The following is a 14,944-nucleotide window of genomic DNA, read 5'->3' as shown; positions in this document are numbered from 1 at the left end:
TCCCCGATGTGTGCGAGCCCGCCGATTCCTAGCGTTTCGGGTATGCGATTCGCACCGATCATCGTCGCCCTTTCCTCGGTTGCTCTGCTCGCCGGGTGCACCTCGGAGCAAGGGGCGGAAACCGCAGTGGGAGTGTCGGACAACAAGATTCGCGCCGTACAGGCCGATATCGACCGGATCGTGGCCGCCGGTGTCACCGGCGCCATCGCGACCGTCACCGATAATGGCAAGACCGTTGTGCTCACCAGCGGGGTCGCCGATATCGCCACGGGCGCGGCGATTCCGGCCGATCCGCCGCAACGGGTCCGGGCGGGCAGCATCACCAAAACCTTCACCAGCTCGATCATTTTGCAGCTCGTGTCGGAGGGAAAGGTGCGGTTGGACGAACCGGTCGATACCTATCTGCCCGGGCTGCTGACCGGGGACGGCATCGATGGGCGGGCGATCACGGTGCGCCAGCTCTTGCGACACCAGAGCGGACTGCCGGACTTCGCCGACGATCCGCGGGCGGACGAGTACCAGGCGGTACTGGCCGATCGCACGATGACACCAGCCGAAGCCGTCGCGATGACCCTCGAACGGCCCGCCGTTTTCGCACCGGGGACGCGCTGGGAGTACAGCAACATCAACTACATCGTCGCCGGCATGCTGATCGAAAAAGTCACCGGCGCATCGTATGTCGATGAACTGAACCGGCGGATTCTGCAACCGCAGGGATTGGCCGATACCTACCTGCCCGGGCCGGGGGAACGCGATATCCGCGGCCCGCATCCGAAAGGTTATGCGGTGGTGAACGGTACGGTCACCGATGTGTCGCGCACCGAGCCGTCGATTCCGTGGGCGGGCGGTGCCCTGGTTGCGACGGGTGCGGACTTGAACCGCTTCTACGCGGCGCTGGCCGCCGGGCGGGTGGTGCCTGCCGACGAACTGCGCGAGATGCGTGACACGGTGCCTACGGGTTCGGACGCCAAAATGGACTACGGCCTCGGCCTCGGGTCGATGCGCTTGTCCTGTGGTGCGGAATTCTTCGGTCACGGCGGTGGCATCTACGGCTATCTCACGCTGACCGGCGCGACGACCGAGGGGCGGGCGGTGACCTACCAGTTCACCAAGGACATGGAGGTGGAGCCCGAGGCCATCGCCATCCTCAGCGACGCGCTGTGCCCCTAGTACCAGTCTGATTCGAGGGGTCTCCGTCGTCCGGGCGAGTACCGCCCGGACGACGGAGCCGTGCTAGTGCAGCCACGGTGCCGCGGCGGCTCAGATGAGGTTCTGCTGCTTGCGAATCCGACGCCGCACATCCGCCAGCAGACCGTAGGTTCCGCCGTGCCGGAGGAAGCGCGGGATGAACCGATTGACGAAGGCGACGAACACGAACAGGTGCTCGAACCGTCGCTGGTCGGCGGCGCTCCATTCGACCTGGAGTTGTTCGCGGAAGATCGGGGCGAGGAACCCGATCGTGAGGAATTTCAACAAGTTTCGGAACGGCAGCCGCAGATACCAGTGGATCATCCGCAGATTCAGCAGATCGTCCAGGTAGCCGCGCACGTACTCGTCGATCACCACCTGCTCGCAGGCTTCGTTCCAGTATCGATCGAATTCCGCGCGGGTGGGCGGCCACATCTCCTCGGTCACCTGCAACGTGGTGCCCAGCGTCGAGGACGACAGATAGAACGCCTCGGCCTGCTCGTCGCTCATCCGCCCTTGCAGCAGTTGGTAGGTGTCCTCGAAGCCGATGTACAGGCAAGCGGCGACCCACAATTGGAGATCCCGGTCGAACGCGTTGTACTTCACCGCCGCGCCCGGCGCCGAATGTACCTGCCGGTGCGCGACATTCACCGCCTCGCGGTAGGCGAGCCGCTCCTGCTCGGTGCCGAGGATGGCGACCGCAAGATACTGCGTCGTGGTGCGGGCCCGTTTCCACGGGTGCCGGAGCAGCGACCCGGATTCGACCTTGCTCTCGGCGACGCCGTACCCTACGCCCGGCCTGGCCATCTGCATCACCACATTGGCCGCGGCACCCGCGAAGGACCAGAAGTCGAGTGCGTCGGTCAGTTTGATCGGCCGCTTGGTGACCGGCCGGTGCGCGGAACCGATGGTGATCCGCGTTCGATCCTTCGTCAGCGGGACGGTGTCGCGGCGATTCGAGGAATGAGCGGCGGCGGTCATGGGGAGTCCTTCCGGGTCCTGAATCGACTCCGCAGGGTGTGCGCACCCTGTGAACTACAGATAACTTAAGCCGCCGAGGTCTGTTGCGTCAACGAGGGCGCGTTCATGCGGTTACTCCAGGTCGCGCGGTGACCAATCTGCCGGAAAGTCTTCCATGATTGATGGAATCGTGCGTAACATAGCGCCCCATACCGGACCGTGCGGTGTCCGGCTGGATCCAGCGGCGGATCCCGTGTCGGCCCGTCGCGGGCGGCCGGTCGCGTTCGTCCGGCACGCGAAAGGACACGCATGCTCAAGAAGCTGGATCGGCTGTTCAGCTACGAGATGAAGGTCTCGGAGTTCCTCGGGACGCTGATCATTCTCGGCATCCCGTACGGGCTGATCGGTGTGATCTGGACCCTCACCCACACCGGCCACCTGCGCGATATGCACGGCATCGACGTGGTCATCTCGTTCCTGGGTTCGATCGTGTGCTGGCCGGTGCTCACCTTCTCGAATGTGTGCATGACCTGATGATGTTCTTGGTTTGGCTCATCGACATCGTGGTGATCGTCGCGAAGATTCTGGGTGGGCGCACGCGGGTGAATCCGATGCTCCGGTTCGGACTGTGGCTGGGCGTGCTCAGCACCGTCGTCGCGGGCATCGCCGTGGTCGGCTACCTCCTCGTCTTGCTGCAGCGGCAGCTGACCATCGCCTGAGCCTGGAGAGGCAGTACCTAGTGACGATCACCGAACGACCGCCGGACCGAACCGATCTGGAGAAGGCCGTCGACGACCTGAGGGGCCTGTGGCAGCGGCACCCGCAGCGGTCGCTGGAGACGCTCGGCCGCCAGGTGACGCTCGGCCGCGACGCCGTCGTCGAGATGTTCCGGGCGCTGCTCACCCGCCGGTTCCCGTTCCAGGAATTCGTCAAGCAGTGCGCCTTCATGGCGAGTGTGTCCGCGGCCCCGACGGTGTTCGTCGCGATACCGGTGGCGGTGGTGGTCTCGATTCAGCTGGGCGCGTTGGTGAGTCAGGTCGGCGCGACCACCTTCATCGGCGCCGTCAGCGGTCTCGGCATCATTCGCCAAGGCGCGCCGCTGGTCACCTCGCTGATGATCGCGGGCGCCGTCGGCTCGGCCATCTGCGCGGACCTCGGTTCCCGCACGATCCGGGAGGAGATCGACGCCATGAAGGTGATGGGTGTCGATCCGATCCGCAGGTTGGTCGCGCCCCGGTTGGCGGCCGCGGTGCTGGTGAGCATGCTGCTGTGCGGGTTCGTGGTCTTCGTCGGCTTCGCCACCGGCTATCTGTTCAACGTCTATGCGCAGGGCGGTACTTCGGGATCGTTCATCAGCACCTTCGCCTCCTTCGCGGTCGCGAACGACCTGATCGTCGCGCTGGTGAAGGCGGCCATCTTCGGGGCGCTCACCGCGATCATCGCCTGCGATATCGGCCTGCACACCAGGGGTGGCCCCGGCGGGGTCGCGAATTCGGTGAACGCGGCGGTGGTCAACTCGGCCCTGATGTTGTTCGCCACCAACATCATCATCACCCAGGTGTACAACACGCTGTTCCCGGCGAAGGTGCTCTGACATGGGCTCGCGGTATACGCCACCGGCGTTGCAACCCCTCCGCGTCGTCGGCGGTGCGGTCCGCGGACCGGTTCGGGCCAACCAGCGGCTCGGCCACCAGGCCATCACCTTCGTCGCGGCCGTCGTGGCAATTCCGTTCGCGCTCAAGCACTATCGCAAGGAGGTGCTGCGGCTCACCGCCGATGTCGGCTGGGGCAACGGCTCGCTGATCGTCGGCGGCGGTACCGTCGGCGTCGTCATCATCCTGTGTGGGTTCGGCGGAATCACCGTCGGCATGGAGTCGTACACGGCGCTGAACCTGCTCACGATGAACCCGCTGACCGGCGCCATCTCCGGGTTCGCCACCACTCGGGAAATCGGCCCGATCCTGGCCACCTTGGCCTTCGCGATTCAGGCGGGCTGCCGATTCACCGCCCAGCTAGGCGCGATGCGGATCTCCGAGGAGATCGACGCGCTGGAATCCATCGCCATCCGCCCGCTGCCGTATCTGGTGACCACCCGGATGATCGCGGCGACGCTGACCATCGTCCCGCTGTACAGCGTGGGCCTCGCGGTCGCGTATCTGATGACGAAGCTGTCGGTGCTGTTCCTCGGCGGCACCTCCGCGGGCACCTACGACCACTACTTCTTCCAGTTTCTCAATGGCGCCGACGTCTTCTTCTCGGTGCTCAAAGTGATGGTGTTCGTGCTGCTTTCGACCTTCCTGCAGTGCTACTACGGCTATGTGGCCACCGGCGGCCCGGAAGGGGTCGGGCACGCGGCAGGCCGCGCGATCAAGATGGTGATCGTAGTGATGGTGTTCGCGAATCTTGTTCTCACGCTGGCTATCTGGGGCATCGACCCCGGCTTCCGGATCTCGGGGTAGGAGTCACGATGATCATCGATCCCAGCGGCCGCGGCCCGAGTACGCGGCAACTCTCGCTAGCGGGTATCGCACTGACGACTATCACGTTGCTGCTGTTGTACCTGCTCGGGCTGCGCTACAACGGACATTTCGAGGACAACGTCGGCGTCGTCGCCGTGCTCACCAGCACCGGTGACGGGCTGCCCGAACACGCCGACGTGAAATTCCGCGGCATGATCGTCGGTTCGGTCGATGGCGTCGAGGTCGTCGCCAAAGGCGAACGACAGCGTGCCGAACTGAAGTTGAAACCCGCGGTCGCGGCGATGATTCCGGCGGCGGTGACGGCCCGGGTCATTCCGAACAACATCTTCGGCGTGACGGCGATCGAGCTCGTCGACAACGGGCAGACCACCGAAACCCTGCGCGCGGGCGCGGAGATCCCGGAGGACACCAGCGAGGGCACGGTCCAGTTGCAGACCACGCTCAGCGTGCTGCGGGATGTGCTCGACCACATCCAGCCGGAGAAGCTGGGCCGGGTACTCGCCACGCTCGCCGACGCGCTCGACCCGTCCGTGCGCGTCCCCGGCTCCACCATCGAACGCTTGGACCGGTGGCTCACCGAGGTGCACGCCATTCCGGGGATCGGCGCCATGCTCGGCGATCTCGGCCGCGCCGCGACGGCATTGAGCGCCTCCGCGCCCGATCTGGTCGGCGTGCTGTCGGAGTCGGTGACCACCGCCCGCACGCTCACCGAGCGACGGGACAAGCTGGTTGCCCTGCTGACCAACGCGAACGGGGCGATCGACTCGGTGAATTCGCTGTTCGCCCGCAATCCCGACGCGGGCAAGGAAGTGGTCTCCGGTGTCGACGAACTGTTCGGCAGCTTGGCCGAGGACCCACAGGCATTGCAGGACACCGCGGCCAACCTCAATGTCTCACTGCGGCGCTTGCGTTCGGTGTTCGGGTTCGGGCCGAGTCGCCAGATGATCTGGAAGATGGATGTGTCCTTCACGCCGTTCCAGCAGTACACGGCCGAGGACTGCCCGCGATACGGCAGCATGAGCGGCCCACGTTGTGGGGGCAGCACTGTTCCGGAAGTCGCTCCACCACAGGAGTTTCCGGCACAGCTGGCGCCGAAGTGGTTGGACGCGGCGGGACCGGCGCCCGTGCTGCCGACCCTGCCCGCCATCCCCGGTCTTCCCGGCATTCCGATGATTCCCGGTCTCACCGCCCCGGCTGCCGCAACGGACTCGGCACCGAATCCCGCGGATCCCAATGGTTTACGTGGAACGGACGCGGTAGCCGCGATCGTCGGCGGCAAGCCGACCGCCGCGCAGTACCTGCTGCTGTCGCCGCTGCTGGCGGGCGGCTCGGTCACCCCGGCGGACAAGGGTGGTCGCTGAGATGAAATCAGGTAAGGCGCTGATCGGGTTCAGCCTCTTCGCCGTCGTCGCGATCGTGCTGACGTACACGATCTGGTCCACCCTGCAACGTTCGGTGACCGGCGACACCGATTCCTACTCCGCGACGTTCTCCGACGTCCTCGGTCTGCGCGTCGGCGACGACATCCGGATGGCCGGAGTCCGGGTCGGCCGGGTCGACGCGATCGACTTCGACGGCGACTACCGGGCCCGCATCGACTTCCGCATCCAGCGCAAGCAGCGGCTCACCACGACCACGAAGGCCATGGTGCGCTACCAGAATTTGATCGGACAACGCTATGTCGCGCTGGTTCCCGGCGCGGGCGACGGACAGGTGCTCCCGGCGGGCTCGGCGATCCCGCTGGAGCGCACCGAGCCCTCGTTCGATGTGTCCGCGCTGCTGTCCGGCTTCGAGCCGCTGTTCAGCGTGCTGCAGCCGGACCAGATCAATTCCCTGTCGGAGACCCTGATCCAAGCCTTGCAGGGCAACAATGTCTCGCTCAGTGCGTTGATCACCCAGGCCGCCGAACTCGCGGGCACCTTCGGGCAGCGCGACAAGATTCTCGGCGATGTCATCACCAACCTGAGCAGTGTCATCGCCGGGCTGGCACATCGCAGCGGGGAGCTGGAAACGCTGATCACCCAGGCGCGTTCGCTCGTCGAGTCGTTGTATGCGCAGGGCGAGTCGTTGAAGAGCTCCGTCGATCAGGTGGCCATCTCGACCGACTCGCTGGTGCAACTGATCGGTCAGGTGAAGCCGAATATGGCGCGGGCACAGAACGATGCGACGAGCGGCGTGGCGCTGCTGTTGCTCAACGGCGCCTCGTTGGACCAGGCGGCCGTGGAGCTGCCGGACGTGCTCAATGGCATCGCCAGGTTCACCAGCTACGGCGCCTATGGCAATGCCTACATCTGCCGCCTGGATGTCTCGCTGTGGGGTGTGCTGCTGCCGCCGGGGCTGTTCTCGCAGGTCGGCGGCAATTCGCAATCGGAGGTGTGCCGGTGATGACACGAGCGCGGTCCCTGGTCGGACGCGTCCGACTACCGCGGAACAGGCTGCTGTGGCTCGGTCTGCTCGCGGCGGGCTCGGTGCTGCTGCTACTGGTCGGCTCCAGCGCGTTGTCGCAGGCCCGGCTGGGGGACAAGACGATTCAAGCGGAGTTCGCTCAAGCGGCCGGGCTGCGGGCGGGCGCGTCGGTGGATGTGTCCGGCATCGAAGTCGGTTCGGTGCGCGCGGTGCGACTCGACGGCGCGAAAGTGGTAGTGGACCTTCGGGTCCGCCGGGACCTTCGCCTCGGCCCCGACGCCCGCGCGGCCATCAAGATGACAACCATCCTCGGCAAGCTGCACGTCGAGCTGGTTCCCGGCAACGGAAAAGGGCTGCCGGGCAACAAGATTGTGCTCGCCAATACTTCGGTGCCGTACAACCTCGGCAAGGTCATTCGCGATCCGGTGTACAAGTCGTCGTTCGAGCGCATCGAACGGATCGATCCGACCAAATTGCGCGAGTCGCTGGACCTGCTCAGTCGGCAGATGGGTGATTCGCCGCAGCTCACCGTCGAGGCGCTGAACAGCATCGGCGCGCTGGCCAAGGTGATCAACGAGCGCCGCGACGAGGTCGACGTGCTGTTGAAGAGCATGGATCAGGTGTCGCAGCTGGTGTCCGACAACCGCAACAGTGTGCTGCTGCTGCTCACCCGGGGCGAGGCGATCGGCAATGCCGTCGCACTACGCCAGAATCTGCTGAAGTCGTTGCTGGACAACGTCGCCGAGCTCTCCCGCCTGCTGCAGGAGATGGGCCTGGAGAACAACAATCAGCTCGGGCCGATGATCCAGAGCCTGAACACCATGTCGGAGGGCCTGGAGAAGAACCGGGACAACCTCGCTTCGCTCTACGAAATCATGCCGGTCGCGTTGCGGCAGTTCAACAACGCGCTCGGCAACGGTCCCTACGGCGACGTATGGGCGCCGTGGGTCTTCCCGGACAACTGGCTCTGTTTCGCCGGTGCGGTACAGGGGTGCAACTGATGAAAATAGGTACTTTGCTGAAGACCGCTGTGCTGTGCCTGGTCACCGGCGTGGCCTCGGGGTGTTCGTTGCTGCCGGACAGCCTGAGCGCGCTGCCGGAGCAGTATCTGGGCGAACATCTGCGGATCAGCGCCGATTTCGAGAATGTGGCCGGTCTGTACGCGGGCAACGATGTCGCGATTCTCGGTGTCCCGGTGGGTCGGGTCGACACGGTGACGGCCAGGGGCAGCTATGTCGAGGTGACCATGTCCATCGACAAGAACGTCAAGGTGCCCGCCGATGTCATCGCGGCACTGGTGTCGCCGCAGCTGATCACCAACCGCCACGTCGAACTCGCGCCCGCCTATGAAGGCAACGGCCCGGTGCTGACCGACGGTGCGCACATCCCGCTGGAGCACACCCGCACGCCGGTCGAACTGGACCGCATCCTGGACAATTTCGACCAGCTCGGCCGAGCGCTGAAGGGCGACAACGAGACCGGACCGATGGCGAGTCGGGTACTTTTCCCGTTACTCGACGGCAACGGGGACAAACTGCGCGAGACGCTCGACGCGATGTCCTCGGCATTCGAGGTGAGTCTGGCCAACGGGGACCAGATCTCCAACACCATCGTGAAACTCAACGAGATCACCCAGATCATCGCCGAGAACGACCAGACGGTGCGCGATTTCAGCGGCAGACTCACCGAAATGGTCGGGCTGATGGGTGATCAGGCGCCGGGACTGCAAGCGGTGCTGACGCAGCTCGACGACTTCGTCACCAATACCTCGACGGTGGTGGGCAACAACCGTGAGCAATTGCTCGGTGCGCTCACCCGATTCACCACGCTGACCGGGCAGATGCGAGCCAACGCGCGCTCGCTCACCGAAATCGCCGATGTCACGCCACTGTTCTTCCAGAACCTCGCCAACGCCACCAGTCGCGAACATCAGGCGCTACGCCTGCACGGGCTGCTGGACAAGGCGGTCCTCGACGGCGAGGCACTTTCGGTGTTCTGCGAGCGGGTGCAGATGCGGCTCGACGGGTGTCGCACCGGCAAGATCCAGGACTTCGGGCCGGATTTCGGGCTCACCGCCGCACTGCTCGGATTGACCAAATGAGGACCCGGGCGCTGGCCGCGCTGGTCGTCGCCGCGACCGTCGCCGCGACGGCGGGCTGCGCGGTGACGGTGGACAATGTGCCACTGCCCAAGCCGGGCATCGGCGGCCCCGGCTACACCCTGCGCGCGGTGTTCCGGGACGCGCTCAACCTGCCCGCGAACGCGCACGTCAAGATCGGCGGCACCGATGTCGGCATGGTGTCCGCGATCAGCACCACCAACTTCCTCGCCGAGGTGGAAATGCAGATCCGCCAGGACATTCAGCTGCCCCGGGGCACCACCGCCGAACTGCGCCAGGCCACTCCGCTCGGCGATATGTTCGTCGCGATGACCCTGCCCGCCCGGCAGGACAACACCGAGCTGCTGCGCGCCGGCGACACCATCGCCCCGGACCTCACCTCTACCGGCGCCTCGGTCGAGCAGCTGATGATGTCGGTCTCCCTGTTGCTCAATGGCGGCGGGCTCAATCAGGCGGCCCGGATCACCGCCGAGATGAACTCCATGTTCGCCGGGCGCGCGCCGGAGTTGTCCCACCTGATCACCGAAATGACCGACGTGCTCGCCGCACTCAATCAGCGCACCGCCGACGTCGATGGTGTGCTGTCCGGGCTGAATACGTTGACCGGCGAGTTGGCCAGACGCAAAGCCGAATTGGGCGCGGCCGCCGACACTTTCCCGCCGCTGATCGGCCTTGTCGCCGAAAACAACAGGGCCATTGCCGATCTCATTGCCAAGGTGTCGGTGACCATGGCGGCGCTCGGTGATTTCACCGACACCACCGGGCCGGATTTCGTCAGCCTGTTCGACAGCATCCAGCGGCTGATGTCCGGATTCACGCAGATGGGCGACGATCTCGCGGGCACGCTGGAGGGCTTGCACGCCATCTACCCATCGATCACGGCCAGCATGGACGGGCCGGTGCTCGCGGTCGCGGCCACCGTGTCCTATCTGAGCGTCGGTGCGCTGACCGACCCGAAGGGCAGCAGGCCGCCCGAAATCGGTGACGTGCCCGCCTTCATCGGCAGTCTCGCGCAGGTCATCGAAAAGGTGATCGGCCGGCTGCAGGGCGGTGGGCGATGAATCCGCCGCTGTGGCAATGGCTGGTGCGGCGCCGGGTCGCGGTGGCCAATGTCGGCTTGATCGTGGTGCTCGTCCTTGGGGCGTCCTATCTCGGCGCCAATGTGCTGCGGATCAATCCGCTGCCGAGCACCTACGCCGTGCGGGTCGAGCTGGCGAACTCCGGCGGTCTGGCGGCGAACAACGACGTCACCTTCCGCGGTACCCGGGTCGGCCGGGTCACCGACGTGCGGGTCTCCGGCGACGGTGTCGCGGCGATCGCCGAGATCGACAAGGCCGCGAGGATTCCGGTGGGCGGCACGGTCGCCGTCGGCCGGCTTTCCGCGGCGGGCGAGCAGTACCTCGACTTCCGGCCCGACACGGACAGCGGGCCGTATCTCGCCGACGGCGCGGTGGTCGAGCGCGCCCGGACGACCGCACCGGTGACGGTGCAGTCGGTGCTCGCGAGCATGAGCGGATTGATCGGGGGGATGAATCCGGGACGACTCAATGTGATCGTGGACGAACTCGACAAGGCACTCGCCGGCGGACCGGATCGGTTGCGCAACATGATCTCCGGCATCAGCAGAGCGATGGCCGGGTTGACCGATTTGCTGCCGCAGACCCGGCAGCTCATCGAGAACCTGCAAGTGATCGCGGAAACGACCTCGCACGCACAACCCGACCTGACCACGCTGACCACCGGCTCCAGCGCGCTGTTCCAGCAGCTGACCGCCGCCGATCAGGAGGTGCGCAAGTTCCTCGACCTGGGACCGGGGCAGCTGGCCACCCTGGGCGGCATCGTGCGCGACACCGAGGACCCGATGACCAACCTGGTCACCAACTTCGTCGCGATCACCAAGGCCGCGAAGCTACGGGCCCCCGCGATCGCGGCGCTGTTCCCCGCGCTGCGGACCGGGTCGGAGGCCATCGGTATTCCGGCGCACGACAACGCCTATCACACGCTCGTCGACCCCTGGCCGCGCCCGAGCTGTGACTACGACACGGTGCCCGTAGTGCCGACGACGAAAACCACCGACACCAGGGTGCGGCTTTACAACTACTGCGTCACCAATAATCCGGCGCTGCAGGTTCGCGGATCCGCGAACGCGCCACGACCGAACGTGCCCGACAACGGCTCCGGCCCGCCACCCGGCGTCACCGGTGACGAATTGTCCCGACCGGCACCTGGTAGATAGGAAATCCCATGAGCGACAACGAAGGCCCGAGCAACGCGACGTCTGAGGATTCGGCCGTGCCGGAAACGTCGAACGATGCGGTGGCAGAACAGGCGTCGCCCGTGTCGGACCAGGCGGCCGCGGTCGGAGATGCCGAGAAGGCCACCGCGGACAAGCGCCCGCGACTGCTGTCCGGCCGCGCAGGGGTGATTGCGGTGCGGGCAGCGGTGGCCGTGCTGCTCTGTGCCGCAGTCGCTTCGAGCGTCGTCTTCTTCTTGCAGAACAAGGGCAACAAGGCCGTTCTCGACGCCAACGCTGACGCGCGCACCGCCGCGTGCGAGTACGCGCCGGTCCTGGCCGATTACGACGCCAAGAACCTGGACGCCTACTTCACCGCCGTGCTCGACGGTGCGACCGGCGACTGGAAGAAGCAATTCGACAGCACCAGCAAGGAATTGCGCGAAGTGCTCACCCAGGGCGAGGTGGTGTCGAAGGTAAATGACGTCCAGTGCGCGATCAAAACCGGCGACGAGAGCTCCGCCGAGGCGATAGTGGTCATCGGGCAGACGATCACCAGCATGGGCACCCAGGGCAAGCCCGCCCCCGGCCAGTTGTCCATGGTGATGCGACTGGCGAAGGTGGACGGCCGCTGGCTGGTCAACAAGGTGAACTCGCCGCTGGCTCCGCCGCAGCAGTAACTAGCCGTGCTCGCGGCCGAACAGGACGACCCGCATGAGGTGCGCCACCCGCTGCCGTGAGCACACCGGGTCGTCGGAGCCGAAGCGCTGGCCCAGATCGACGACCAGGGCCAGCGCCGCGTGCACCAGGAGCCTGGCGTCGGCCGCGGACAGCTCGGGCCGCACGCCGACGAGTAGCTTCGCCCACTCTTCGACGTTGAGCCGCTGGATGTTTCGCAGCACCGTCCGATCATCGGCAGGCACATTGCTGATCTCGGCGTAGTAGACGAAGGTCAGTTCGCGTTCGGCGAAAGAGCCCGCGACGTACAGTTCGATCAGCGTCGTCAGGGCCTGCTCCGGACCGTCCGCAGCCGCGACGGCGGGCCCGATCGCGGCCGAAACCCGTTCCGCGGCACGACGAAAAGCGGCCGCGAGGATATCGCCCTTGCCGCGGTAGAAGCGGTACACCGCCGAGGACGCGGGTAGTCCGGCCGCGGTGGCGATGTCCTCCACGCTGACATTCGGGTAGCCGCGTTCGTGGAACAGTTCGATCGCGCGGGCGAGCAACAGTTCGTGCTTGAACGTCAGCGGAATCTCGGTTGCTGCAAGGGTTTCGGTCTGTGTGGCCGAAGGTGGCAGGACGCAGTCGGCGACGGCCCGGCAGGCGGAGCCGAGCAGTGCGGTCAACGCGCGCACCGGGATCGACACGTGGTGATCGCCGATGCTGCTCAGCACGCTCAGCACGGCGGCCGACAACACCGCCCGGTCCGCCTTGTCGAGTTCCGGCCGCGCAGCGGCGAGCAGCGACATCAGCACCGAATTCACCGTCGCCAGTTGGTCGGCCAGAATCGTGGCATCGGCGTCTTCGAGATAGCGGCGCTGCCAGCGCAACAGCGCGGCGCTGCGGCGATTCGCGATCGAAGCGGTGATCAGTGCCTCGATGACGTGCCCGAGCCGGGCCGGTGCGGACAGCTCGCGCGCCGACTCGGGCAGCCGCACCGCCGCCTCGCTGAGGTCGCCGAGTCGCAGGGCCTCCTCCCGGAACAGCGCGTACTTGCTGGGGTAGTGGCGATACAGCGCGGCCGAGCTGATGTCGAGCCGGGACGCGATGTCCTCCATGCTCACGCCGTGGTAGCCGAGCGACCCGAATGCCTCGGCGGAGGCCGCCGCGATCTGGGCCCGTCGATCACGTGGTCGCCGCCGGACCACGCGCGGTGCTGCCCCGTCGGACGCCTTGTCCGCAGCGCGGCGTTCCTGGGCACCCATGCCGCGATGGTAGCCGAATCGGACACTCGGTAGAGGGGCCTTGCGTACTTGAATTCAAACTGAATCGGAGATCACAATGAGCGCCATATCTGGGCTGTAACCTCTAGCGCTGCGTCCTGGCTGACTTGGAATCTCACGTAACATAAACGACCGGTCGGTACCGCAATGGAAGCGCGGCTGACTCGGTCAGGCGGCGGGACGGCCGAACAGGACCAGCTGCATGAGCAGGCGCACGCGCGCCTGCGCCGCCATCGGCTGGTTGTCGAATGCCCGCCCCAGATCCACCACCAACGCGAACGCGGCGTGGATCAGGAACCGCGCTTCGGCGGGCGACAGCTCCGGCCGCACCTCGCGCAGCAGCCGCGCCCATTCTTCGACACTGAGCCGCTGGATGTTTCGCAGCACCGTGCGTTCTTCCGCCGGAACATGCTGGAACTCGGTGAAATACACGTAGGTCAACGCGCGTTCGGCGAACGAGCCCGCGACGTATTGCTCGATCAGCGTGGTCAGGGCGCCCTCCGGGGTCGCCGCGTTCGCGACCGCCGGGCCGACCGCGCCCGAAACCCGTTCTGCCGCACGGCGAAAGGCCGCAGCGAGCAGGTCGCTCTTGCCGCGATAGAACCGGTACACCGCCGAGGCGGCGGAAAGCCCTGCGGCGGTGGCGATATCTTCCACGCTGACATTCGGGTAGCCGCGCTCGTGGAACAGCTCCACCGCTTTACGCAGCAGCAGTTCGTGTTTGAACGAATCCGGGATCTCGACCACCTGGAGCGGTTCGGCGGGCTGCTCGGCGGGCAGTTCGGCGCCGACGATCGGCCAGCACGCCGAGTTCAGGAGCCGGGCAAGGGATTTCGCCGGGAGCGTGGCGTGGTGATCGGCAATGCTGGTGATGGTGCTCAGCAGTGCGGTGCGCAGCACGCGAATGTCGTCCTCGGACAGCTCCGGGCGCAGTTCGGCCAACTGGTTGCCGAGCGCGCCGAGCACGGCGAGCTGCTGGTCGTTGAGCGTGGCCAGGTCGTCGGGCTCGAGGTAGCGGCCCTCCCAGCGCACCAGGGTGATGGTGGGCCGGTTCTCGATCGTGACGGCGATCAGCGCGTCCAGCACGTGCCGCAGCCGCTGTTCGGCGGGCAGGCCCGCGGCTTCTTCGGGCAGCTCGACCGACTCGGTCATCGCCAGGCCGACCCGCAGCAGTTCCTCGCGGAACAGCGCGTACTTGCTCGGATAGTGGCGGTACAGCGCGGCCGAGCTGATGCCGAGCCCCGAGGCGATGTCCTCCATGCTCACGCCGTGGTAGCCCAGCGCACCGAACGCGGCGGCGGAGGCGGCGGCGATCTGGGCCCGTCGATTCTTCGGCCTGCGTCGGATCTCCCGGGGTGCCGAGTCGCCGCTGCTCGCCTTCCGCGCCGTACGGCGATTGTCGACACTCATGTCGGACATCGTACTGATCAGGGCTGGTGAGACGGGCCACGGCTCGGCGCGGGCCGCCTGTCGCCCCGGTCATGTGTCCTCGGCCACCGCCGAATCGGCACGGTACCCGCCGGAAAAACGCTCGGGGTGGACCGCCGAGCCGATCAGTGTGCGCAGGTCACGGACGTGGGGACCGACACAGTCGCGCGCTGCGGACCCGGACGCG

At 66.3% G+C, this 14,944-nt stretch carries 15 protein-coding genes; 12 read left to right on the top strand and 3 right to left on the bottom strand.

The window, feature by feature from the left end; translation table 11 throughout:
* Positions 1-42 precede the first annotated feature (42 nt).
* A complete protein-coding gene (locus ACFK0J_RS36095) occupies positions 43-1,170 on the top strand; it encodes a serine hydrolase domain-containing protein (RefSeq protein WP_378734182.1) in 1,128 nt (375 codons plus the stop codon).
* A 90-nt stretch (positions 1,171-1,260) separates the two neighbouring features.
* Here the strand turns inward: ACFK0J_RS36095 and ACFK0J_RS36090 are convergent, their stop codons facing one another.
* Positions 1,261-2,169, bottom strand: coding sequence for an oxygenase MpaB family protein (locus ACFK0J_RS36090; RefSeq protein WP_378734181.1), 909 nt, complete (start codon positions 2,167-2,169; stop codon positions 1,261-1,263).
* A gap of 288 nt (positions 2,170-2,457) precedes the next feature.
* Here ACFK0J_RS36090 and ACFK0J_RS36085 point away from each other — a divergent pair, with 288 nt between their 5' ends.
* The 11 genes from ACFK0J_RS36085 to ACFK0J_RS36035 are packed head-to-tail and all read left to right on the top strand — an operon-like array spanning position 2,458 to position 12,066.
* Entirely contained in the window at positions 2,458-2,682 is a 225-nt protein-coding gene (locus ACFK0J_RS36085; protein WP_378734180.1) for a hypothetical protein, read from the top strand.
* Positions 2,682-2,867 (top strand): hypothetical protein, encoded by a 186-nt coding sequence (locus ACFK0J_RS36080; protein WP_378734179.1) that lies wholly within the window; start codon positions 2,682-2,684, stop codon positions 2,865-2,867. Before ACFK0J_RS36085 ends, ACFK0J_RS36080 begins: the two co-directional genes overlap by 1 nt.
* 20 nt (positions 2,868-2,887) lie before the next feature.
* Complete coding sequence (locus ACFK0J_RS36075; protein ID WP_378734178.1) at positions 2,888-3,742, top strand: MlaE family ABC transporter permease; 855 nt, start codon at positions 2,888-2,890, stop codon at positions 3,740-3,742.
* 1 nt (position 3,743) lies between these two features.
* Entirely contained in the window at positions 3,744-4,607 is an 864-nt protein-coding gene (locus ACFK0J_RS36070) for an ABC transporter permease (protein ID WP_378734177.1), read from the top strand.
* An 8-nt stretch (positions 4,608-4,615) separates the two neighbouring features.
* Positions 4,616-5,989: an MCE family protein gene (locus ACFK0J_RS36065; RefSeq protein ID WP_378734176.1), complete on the top strand. Its 1,374-nt coding sequence runs from the start codon at positions 4,616-4,618 to the stop codon at positions 5,987-5,989.
* Position 5,990: 1 nt separating this feature from the next.
* Entirely contained in the window at positions 5,991-7,013 is a 1,023-nt protein-coding gene (locus tag ACFK0J_RS36060; protein WP_378734174.1) for an MCE family protein, read from the top strand.
* Positions 7,013-8,035, top strand: coding sequence for an MCE family protein (locus tag ACFK0J_RS36055; RefSeq protein ID WP_378734173.1), 1,023 nt, complete (start codon positions 7,013-7,015; stop codon positions 8,033-8,035). The genes ACFK0J_RS36060 and ACFK0J_RS36055 overlap by 1 nt, the downstream gene beginning before the upstream one ends.
* Positions 8,035-9,135 (top strand): MCE family protein, encoded by a 1,101-nt coding sequence (locus ACFK0J_RS36050; RefSeq protein WP_378734172.1) that lies wholly within the window; start codon positions 8,035-8,037, stop codon positions 9,133-9,135. Before ACFK0J_RS36055 ends, ACFK0J_RS36050 begins: the two co-directional genes overlap by 1 nt.
* Positions 9,132-10,214 (top strand): MCE family protein, encoded by a 1,083-nt coding sequence (locus tag ACFK0J_RS36045; RefSeq protein WP_378734171.1) that lies wholly within the window; start codon positions 9,132-9,134, stop codon positions 10,212-10,214. Before ACFK0J_RS36050 ends, ACFK0J_RS36045 begins: the two co-directional genes overlap by 4 nt.
* Entirely contained in the window at positions 10,211-11,389 is a 1,179-nt protein-coding gene (locus ACFK0J_RS36040; protein ID WP_378734170.1) for an MCE family protein, read from the top strand. Before ACFK0J_RS36045 ends, ACFK0J_RS36040 begins: the two co-directional genes overlap by 4 nt.
* Positions 11,390-11,397: 8 nt before the next feature.
* Complete coding sequence (locus tag ACFK0J_RS36035; RefSeq protein ID WP_378734169.1) at positions 11,398-12,066, top strand: hypothetical protein; 669 nt, start codon at positions 11,398-11,400, stop codon at positions 12,064-12,066.
* Here the strand turns inward: ACFK0J_RS36035 and ACFK0J_RS36030 are convergent, their stop codons facing one another.
* Together ACFK0J_RS36030 and ACFK0J_RS36025 are read right to left on the bottom strand one after the other, a co-directional pair.
* Entirely contained in the window at positions 12,067-13,311 is a 1,245-nt protein-coding gene (locus ACFK0J_RS36030) for a TetR/AcrR family transcriptional regulator (RefSeq protein ID WP_378734168.1), read from the bottom strand.
* 186 nt (positions 13,312-13,497) lie between these two features.
* Complete coding sequence (locus ACFK0J_RS36025; RefSeq protein WP_378734167.1) at positions 13,498-14,739, bottom strand: TetR/AcrR family transcriptional regulator; 1,242 nt, start codon at positions 14,737-14,739, stop codon at positions 13,498-13,500.
* Positions 14,740-14,944 lie beyond the last annotated feature (205 nt).

Source organism: Nocardia brasiliensis (genome assembly GCF_042691675.1).
In the GTDB taxonomy this organism is placed as follows: domain Bacteria; phylum Actinomycetota; class Actinomycetes; order Mycobacteriales; family Mycobacteriaceae; genus Nocardia; species Nocardia brasiliensis_D.
The sequence above is the reverse complement of the archived record's forward strand: the minus strand, read 5'-3'. Positions and strand labels throughout refer to the sequence as shown.

Bases quoted from the DNA above. Each gene is read 5' to 3' on its own strand.
- ACFK0J_RS36030 (WP_378734168.1), bottom strand. From the start codon at position 13,311: ATGGGTGCCCAGGAACGCCGCGCTGCGGACAAGGCGTCCGACGGGGCA.
- ACFK0J_RS36060 (WP_378734174.1), top strand. From the start codon at position 5,991: ATGAAATCAGGTAAGGCGCTGATCGGGTTCAGCCTCTTCGCCGTCGTC.
- ACFK0J_RS36025 (WP_378734167.1), bottom strand. From the start codon at position 14,739: ATGAGTGTCGACAATCGCCGTACGGCGCGGAAGGCGAGCAGCGGCGAC.
- ACFK0J_RS36085 (WP_378734180.1), top strand. From the start codon at position 2,458: ATGCTCAAGAAGCTGGATCGGCTGTTCAGCTACGAGATGAAGGTCTCG.
- ACFK0J_RS36065 (WP_378734176.1), top strand. From the start codon at position 4,616: ATGATCATCGATCCCAGCGGCCGCGGCCCGAGTACGCGGCAACTCTCG.
- ACFK0J_RS36070 (WP_378734177.1), top strand. From the start codon at position 3,744: ATGGGCTCGCGGTATACGCCACCGGCGTTGCAACCCCTCCGCGTCGTC.
- ACFK0J_RS36040 (WP_378734170.1), top strand. From the start codon at position 10,211: ATGAATCCGCCGCTGTGGCAATGGCTGGTGCGGCGCCGGGTCGCGGTG.
- ACFK0J_RS36080 (WP_378734179.1), top strand. From the start codon at position 2,682: ATGATGTTCTTGGTTTGGCTCATCGACATCGTGGTGATCGTCGCGAAG.
- ACFK0J_RS36090 (WP_378734181.1), bottom strand. From the start codon at position 2,169: ATGACCGCCGCCGCTCATTCCTCGAATCGCCGCGACACCGTCCCGCTG.
- ACFK0J_RS36095 (WP_378734182.1), top strand. From the start codon at position 43: ATGCGATTCGCACCGATCATCGTCGCCCTTTCCTCGGTTGCTCTGCTC.
- ACFK0J_RS36045 (WP_378734171.1), top strand. From the start codon at position 9,132: ATGAGGACCCGGGCGCTGGCCGCGCTGGTCGTCGCCGCGACCGTCGCC.
- ACFK0J_RS36050 (WP_378734172.1), top strand. From the start codon at position 8,035: ATGAAAATAGGTACTTTGCTGAAGACCGCTGTGCTGTGCCTGGTCACC.
- ACFK0J_RS36035 (WP_378734169.1), top strand. From the start codon at position 11,398: ATGAGCGACAACGAAGGCCCGAGCAACGCGACGTCTGAGGATTCGGCC.
- ACFK0J_RS36055 (WP_378734173.1), top strand. From the start codon at position 7,013: ATGACACGAGCGCGGTCCCTGGTCGGACGCGTCCGACTACCGCGGAAC.